Raw genomic sequence first — 1,803 nt, 5'->3', positions numbered from 1 at the left:
GCTGCCGCCGTGAAAGCCCAGCACGGTCATCCCGGCTGCGGACGCGCCTGTTACCCCGGGGACGCTGTCCTCGATCACGAGGCAGCGTTCCGGCGGGACTTTCATCTGCTTGGCGGCGAACAGAAACAGATCGGGCGCGGGCTTGCCGCGTGCGACCTGGCTCGCTGAGAAGATGTGCGGAGCGAGCAGGTCGTAGAGGCCGGCACAGGTCAGGCCGTGAGTGATCTTCTCCGGCGTGCCGCTCGATGCGACGCATTTAGGCAGATCGATTGCGCCGATCGCCGCAGCCACATGGGTGATCGGCTGCAGATCGCTGGCGTAGAATTGCAGCGTGGCCGCACTGATCTGTTGCTCCAGATCACCCGGGAGGCTGCGGCCGATTTCCTGTTCGACCATCCGCCGCGCGTCTTTCTCGGACACGCCGAGGAAACGGACCAGCACCTGCTCCGAGGTGATCGGATAGCCGTGCCTCGTCAGCACATCCGCATGCGCGCGACAGGAGATCACCTCGCTGTCCACGAGCACACCGTCGCAGTCGAAGATGATGAGGTCTATCGGCACTAAATCAAGACGTCGGCTTGTCGTCGTCGAGCGGGACGCAATAGAGCTCGAGCCGGTGGTCGACCAGCCGATAGCCGAGCTTGCGGGCGATCTCCGCCTGCAGCTTCTCGATCTCCTCGGAGGTGAACTCGATCACCTTGCCGTCGCGCAGATTGATGAGGTGATCGTGATGGCTGTCACGCATCTGCTCGTAGCGCGCGCGGCCCTCGCGGAAATCATGGCGCTCGATGATGCCGGCATCCTCGAACAGCTTGACGGTGCGATACACGGTCGAGATCGAGATCTTGTCGTCGACGGCAACGCAGCGCCGGTACAGTTCCTCGACATCGGGATGATCGATCGCCTCCGCGAGCACGCGGGCGATGACACGGCGCTGCTCGGTCATGCGCATGCCGGTGGCGGCACAGCGCGCTTCGATGCCGGACGCCTTGGATGCGGAAGAAGGTTTCAGTGCGGTCATAGTTTGTCTGCCTGGCGGGGGCGCTTTCTGCCACCAATGTTACGACAAGTCACGTCGCATCAGAAGGGCGTTCAATTGTTCCCCGTTCGGCTGCTTATAGTAGCGTTCGCGGCGCCCGACCACCATGAATCCGGCACCGTCGTAGAGCCGCCGCGCCGGCTGGTTATTTTCCTCAACTTCGAGAAATATTGTGCGCACGCCGCGCCCCGCGAGATGGCCGAGATGGGTCATCAGCAGCGTGCGGGAGAGGCCGCGGCCGCGATAGGTCCCGTCCACCGCGATCGAGAGGATTTCCGCTTCATCCGCCCCGATCCGCGATACCGCGAATCCGACGGTCCTGCGGCCGAGGCGCAGCCGATGCACGAGCGTGTTGCGCTCGCTGACCATGCTCTCGAATTCGCCCTCGCCCCAGCCGCGCGCGAAGGAGGCGCCGTGAAGCTGCGCCAGTTGCGCAGCGTCACGCACGGATGCGGGCTCGACGGCGGCGGTGCCGCCGCGCCACCATTCCGACAGCCATCTCATCATGGGGTCGGGACTTGTGCTGCAAATGGCGGCTGTGCCGCCGGCTTGGCGTCGGGCGCCTTCAGATAGAACGGCCGCGCCGGATTCGTCGCCGGATCGGCGGCGGCGCCTAGCCATGCGACCCAGCCGATATCGGGCGCGGGCTGCGCATCGACCGCAACCGGCTGCGGGACATCCTTCGGCCAGCGCTCGGCGAGGATATTGGCGGCATTGCCGACCAGATGCGGCGCGCCGAATTGCGAGGCTGCGATCGCCTCGTC

The 1,803-nt window shown here is 65.2% G+C and carries 3 protein-coding genes and 1 pseudogene; all 4 read right to left on the bottom strand.

All coding sequences use genetic code 11. From position 1 onward, the window contains the following. The coding region (locus tag IC66_RS0124670) for an HAD family hydrolase (protein WP_038949433.1) at nt 1-561 on the bottom strand (561 nt) is incomplete at its 3' end. Between the two features lie 4 nt (nt 562-565). Further along, on the bottom strand, nt 566-1,021 hold the full coding sequence (locus IC66_RS0124665; protein ID WP_018319430.1) for a Fur family transcriptional regulator: 456 nt from the start codon (nt 1,019-1,021) through the stop codon (nt 566-568). 39 nt (nt 1,022-1,060) lie between these two features. Continuing rightward, nucleotides 1,061-1,546 (bottom strand): ribosomal protein S18-alanine N-acetyltransferase, encoded by a 486-nt coding sequence (gene rimI / locus IC66_RS0124660; protein WP_038949432.1) that lies wholly within the window; start codon nt 1,544-1,546, stop codon nt 1,061-1,063. Next, nucleotides 1,543-1,803: pseudogene (locus tag IC66_RS0124655) on the bottom strand (tRNA (adenosine(37)-N6)-threonylcarbamoyltransferase complex dimerization subunit type 1 TsaB); the annotation flags it as partial. The gene rimI and the pseudogene IC66_RS0124655, both read right to left, overlap by 4 nt.

This window comes from Bradyrhizobium genomosp. III (genome assembly GCF_000261705.1).
GTDB lineage: Bacteria > Pseudomonadota > Alphaproteobacteria > Rhizobiales > Xanthobacteraceae > Bradyrhizobium > Bradyrhizobium ottawaense.
This window is presented reverse-complemented; position numbering and strand designations above follow the sequence as displayed.

Coding starts and splice junctions, on each gene's coding strand:
- rimI (WP_038949432.1), bottom strand. CDS start 1,546: ATGATGAGATGGCTGTCGGAATGGTGGCGCGGCGGCACCGCCGCCGTC.
- IC66_RS0124665 (WP_018319430.1), bottom strand. CDS start 1,021: ATGACCGCACTGAAACCTTCTTCCGCATCCAAGGCGTCCGGCATCGAA.